4 protein-coding genes are annotated in these 4,547 nt (G+C 71.1%); 3 read left to right on the forward strand and 1 reads right to left on the reverse strand.

Features of this window, described 5'->3' with window-relative positions:
* Nucleotides 1–96 precede the first annotated feature (96 nt).
* Nucleotides 97–2,025 (forward strand): glycosyl hydrolase family 28-related protein, encoded by a 1,929-nt coding sequence (locus AB0F81_RS50380; protein ID WP_360211455.1) that lies wholly within the window; start codon nucleotides 97–99, stop codon nucleotides 2,023–2,025.
* Here the strand turns inward: AB0F81_RS50380 and AB0F81_RS50385 are convergent.
* Nucleotides 1,970–3,091, reverse strand: a complete 1,122-nt coding sequence (locus AB0F81_RS50385) for a hypothetical protein (RefSeq protein ID WP_360211457.1) — start codon at nucleotides 3,089–3,091, stop codon at nucleotides 1,970–1,972. The genes AB0F81_RS50380 and AB0F81_RS50385 overlap by 56 nt on opposite strands.
* Nucleotides 3,092–3,191: 100 nt before the next feature.
* On the opposite strand from AB0F81_RS50385, the gene AB0F81_RS50390 reads away from it, so the two are divergent.
* Both AB0F81_RS50390 and AB0F81_RS50395 read left to right on the forward strand, forming a co-directional pair.
* Entirely contained in the window at nucleotides 3,192–4,091 is a 900-nt protein-coding gene (locus AB0F81_RS50390) for an NAD-dependent epimerase/dehydratase family protein (protein ID WP_360211459.1), read from the forward strand.
* A 44-nt stretch (nucleotides 4,092–4,135) separates the two neighbouring features.
* Nucleotides 4,136–4,547, forward strand: a 412-nt coding sequence (locus AB0F81_RS50395; protein WP_360211461.1) for a response regulator transcription factor, incomplete at its 3' end; no start/stop codon positions are given.

The following is a 4,547-nucleotide window of genomic DNA, read 5'->3' on the forward strand; positions in this document are numbered from 1 at the left end:
CGCCACCCGCCCCGCTGACGGCCGACCACCCCGCTCCGGCGCGCCCGGTGGGGATACGGAACGCCCCGACGAGCCGGACATGGTGGATGTCGTGGTGTGACCGGTACCGCGCAGGTGGCGGTGGCCGCTCCGGCCGCCCCCGCCGGGCCCGCTGTCACCCGAGCCGCCCTCGATCCCGCTCTGGTCGCCGGCCGCGGCGCCACCGTCGCCTTCCTGGAGCAGGAGGCCGAGCACGCCACCACCACCGGCACGGTGATCGGGCCGGACCGTACGGCCTACACGCTGCCCGCCGAAGCATCCGGCCGGTCCGCGGTCACCCTCGACCCGGGGGAGTACGTGGAGTTCACCCTTCCCCGTGCGGCGAACGCGATCACCGTGCGATACAGCATCCCGGACGCCCCGGGCGGCGGCGGCATCACCGCACCGCTGTCGGTCACCACCCGGCACGGCACCCGGACCATGACGCTGACCTCGCAGTACTCCTGGCTCTACAACCAGTACCCGTTCACCAACGACCCCCAGGCCGACCTGCTGCATCCGGACTGGTGGATCACCGAGTGCCAGTGCGTGCCGGCCGCCACCGAGCCGGCGCCGGTGATCACCAAGCCGTTCCGGCCCACCCACTTCTACGACGAGCAGCGGCTGCACCTCGGGCGCACCTACCGGGCCGGTGACACGATCCGGCTCACCGCCCGTGGCGTGCCGACCACGATCGACCTGCTCGACTCCGAGCTGGCGGGCCTGCCCAAGGTCGACCTGACCGCGGTGAACGTGCTGCTCTTCGGCGCCGACCCGACCGGACGGCGCGACTCGGCGCCGGCCATCGACCGGGCGATCGCGTACGCGAAGAAGACCAAGCGCGACGTCTACCTGCCGCCCGGCGTCTTCCAGGTGAACCGGCACATCCTGGTCGACGACGTGACGATCACCGGCGCCGGCAACTGGTACACCGTGATCAAGGGCCGCGAGGTGGCGCTGGACGAGCCGGCCCCGGACGGTTCCGTGCACACCGGCGTCGGCTTCGACGGCCGCAGCGCCGCCGAGGGCGGCAGCCGCAACGTGCACCTCGCCGACTTCGCCATCCAGGGCGACGTCCGCGAGCGGATCGACACCGACCAGGTGAACGGCATCGGCGGCGCGATGAGCGACTCGACGATCCGCGGCCTGCACATCCAGCACACCAAGGTGGGCCTCTGGTTCGACGGTCCGATGTCGAACGTCCGGGTCACCGACAACATCATCGTCGACCAGATCGCGGACGGGCTGAACTTCCACACCGGGGTCACCGGCTCACTGGTGCGCAACAACTTCGTGCGCAACACCGGCGACGACGCGCTCGCCATGTGGTCGGAGAAGACCGCCAACTCCGGCAACACGTTCGACCGCAACACGATCCAGACGCCGACGCTCGCCAACGGCATCGCGATCTACGGCGGGGCGGACACCACGGTGTCGAACAACCTGATCGCCGACCCGATCCGGGAGGGCAGCGCCCTGCACGCCGGCACCCGCTTCGGCGCCGAGCCGTTCACCGGGCACCTGCGGTTCACCGGCAACACCACGGTGCGGGCCGGGACCTACGAGCTGAACTGGCGGATCGGCCTCGGCGCGATCTGGTTCTTCGCGCTCGAGCGCAGCATCGACGCCGACGTCGAGGTGACCGGCGACCACTACCTGGACAACACCTACAACGCGATCATGATGGTCGCGGACTGGCCGGTGAAGGACCTCTACTCGATCAACGGAATAACGTTCAAGAACATCAAGGTCGACGGTACGGGTACGAGCGTGGTCAGCGCTCGCGCCGGGGGTTCGGCGTCCTTCGAGAACGTGGACGCCCGCAACGTCGGCGCGGTCGGGGTGAACAACTGCGGCCGGTTCGGCTTCCCGCCCGGCGGTTCCGAGTTCAGCCTGACCGACCTCGGCGGCAACGACGGCGGCTGGCTCGGGCCGTACCTGCCCAACGTCATCACCTGCGACGACCGCCCGCCGGTCGTCCCGCCGCCCGCCCCCTCGCCCTGGTGACGGTGACACGCCGGTAGGCCGCTCCGGCCGTGACGAGCAGCAGGGTGCCGTCGCGGCCGGTCACGGCCACCGGTGGCTCCGGGGTGACCTGCGACTGCCAGGTCACCCCGTCCGCGGAGGTCCACAGGCCGCCGGCCACCGCCACCAGCCGGCCGCCGGCCGCGGCGAGCGATCGCACCCCGGTCGGTGCGCCGCCGAAGACGCCCAGCTCGGACCAGGTGCCGGCGCGCAGCCGCCAGACGCCGAAGGACGTGCCGCGCGGGCCGGCCGCGACCACGTCGGCACCGACCCGGACCGCGCGCTGCAACTCAGTCCAGCCCGGCTCGGCCGACGGCGGATCGGCGGGCGTCCAGCGGCGCCCGTCCCGGCTGACCCAGGCCGCAGCCCGGTCGTCGCGGCCGCCGACCACCATCCACCGGCCGTCCGGCAGCGCCACGACGTCGCGTGCCGCGGTCCGGCCGGTGGCGTCCGAGGCCAGGCCGGGCGCGTTCTCGACCAGCGTGAACGTGACGCCGTCCGGGGAGAACCAGGCCGCCGCACCGGTCGACCGGTTGCCGGCGAGGGCGAAACCGGACGGGCCGGCGGACAGGTGTGCCACGTCCACCGCGGTGTCCCCGCCGTAGGTCTCGAACGGGGCGGGATTCTCGGTCATCCGGCCGTCCGCGAGCCGGTGCCAGGTGCTCACCCGTGGGTTGCCGTGCGCGCCGCCCCGAGCCGAACCGAGCATCACCACCCGGCCGGCCGCGCAGGCCACCGCGGAGATCACGTTCTGCGGGCCGTACTCGCTGGTGGGCAGGGCGGAGAACCGGACCGGCTCCCAGGTGACGGCATCGGTGCTGGTCCAGGCGGCGGGGCGGGTGCGGCCGGTGGTGTCGGGCAGGCTGCCGGCGACGTACCACCGGCCGTCGCAGTCGGCGGCGGCGCGCAGGTCGGCGCCGGACGCACCGGGAAGGTCGATGCGGGTCCAGGACGGGACATCGACCGGCGCGGTGCACGCGGTGAGTACCGTCGCGAGAAAGAGGGTGAACCGCGCACGCACTCCGGCCCCCGATCGGTCGTTAATCACCGGAGAGGTTATGGCCGATCGCGGTGCGTGTCGACGCCGCTAGCAGTTGGTTTTCGGCCGCAGGGCTTGGGTAGCCTGGTCGCGCTTCGAGGACCGGAAGATGGGAAGTACGTTGAGCCGAACCCTGTTGGTCACCGGCGGTGCCGGATTCGTCGGCAGTGCTCTGGTCAGGTCGTTGCTGACCGAGTACCCGGACGCGGCCATCGTTTCCCTGGACAACTACTTCACCGGCACCCCGGAGAACCACGTCAACGACCCCCGGGTCACCTACCTCGACGGATCGACCGCCGACATCGCGAAGATCTGGGCCGACCGGGGCCTGCCCGCCCCGGCGATCGTCTTTCACATGGGTGAGTACTCGCGGATCGTCCAGTCCTTCGAAGACCACGACCTGACCTGGGACTACAACCTGCTGGGCACCAAGGAGGTGGTGAAGTTCGCGGCCGGGCACGGCGCGAAACTGATCTACGCCGGGTCCAGCTCGAAGTTCGGCAACGACGGGCAGGACGAGAACCTCAATCCGTACGCGTGGACCAAGGCCAAGAACATCGAGTACATCAAGAACTACTCGAACTGGTACGGGCTGGACTACGCGATCACGTACTTCTACAACGTGTACGGACCGGGACAGATCACCACCGGTAAGTACGCGACGGTCATCGGCATCTTCGAGCGGCAGTACCTGGCCGGCGAGCCGCTCACCGTGGTCTCCCCGGGCACCCAGACCCGCGACTTCACCCACATCGAGGACATCGTCCGCGGCCTGCTGCTGGTGGCGCGGAAAGGCTCCGGCGACGGCTACCTCCTCGGCACCGGCACCGAGTGGCCGCTGCTCGACGTCGCCAAGATGTTCGGCGGGGAGTACGTGATGGTTCCCGCGCTGCGCGGCGAGCGCACCCGCGGCCAGGCCGACACCACCAAGGCCACCGGCCTCGGCTGGCGCCCGGAGCACCGGCTGGACGAGTACATCGCCGAGTTCGTCTCCACCCACCCCCGGTAGGGGATCGGACGCATGAGTCGGCCCAGGACGGGCATCCCCGCTGCATGGATAACCGGATCCGGGTAGTGGTGGCGGACGATCAGGAACGATTCGTCCGCTCTCTGGAACAGCTGCTCCCCGAGTTGAGCGGCGGGCGCGCGACCGTGGTGGCGACGGCCGGCGAGACCGGGCAGGCGACGAGAGCGGTGCGCGAAGCCGTACCGGATCTGGTCCTTGCCGGTCTCCACCTGCCGCCCGGTGGCGGTGCTCGCGCCATCAGCGCCATCCGTGAGGCCGCGCCGCGGGCCCGCGTCGTGGCCGTCGCCGCCGACGACGATCCGGGCCCGGTGCTGGAGGCGATCCGGGCCGGCGCGGTCGGCTGCCTGCGCACAGCAGCTCGACCTCGAAACCGGCGAGCTCGAAGGTCTCGATCGCCCGCAACTCGGCCGAGGTCAGGTCGGCGATCCCGTCAGGCGT

Source organism: Actinoplanes sp. NPDC024001, assembly GCF_040638955.1.
In the GTDB taxonomy this organism is placed as follows: domain Bacteria; phylum Actinomycetota; class Actinomycetes; order Mycobacteriales; family Micromonosporaceae; genus Actinoplanes.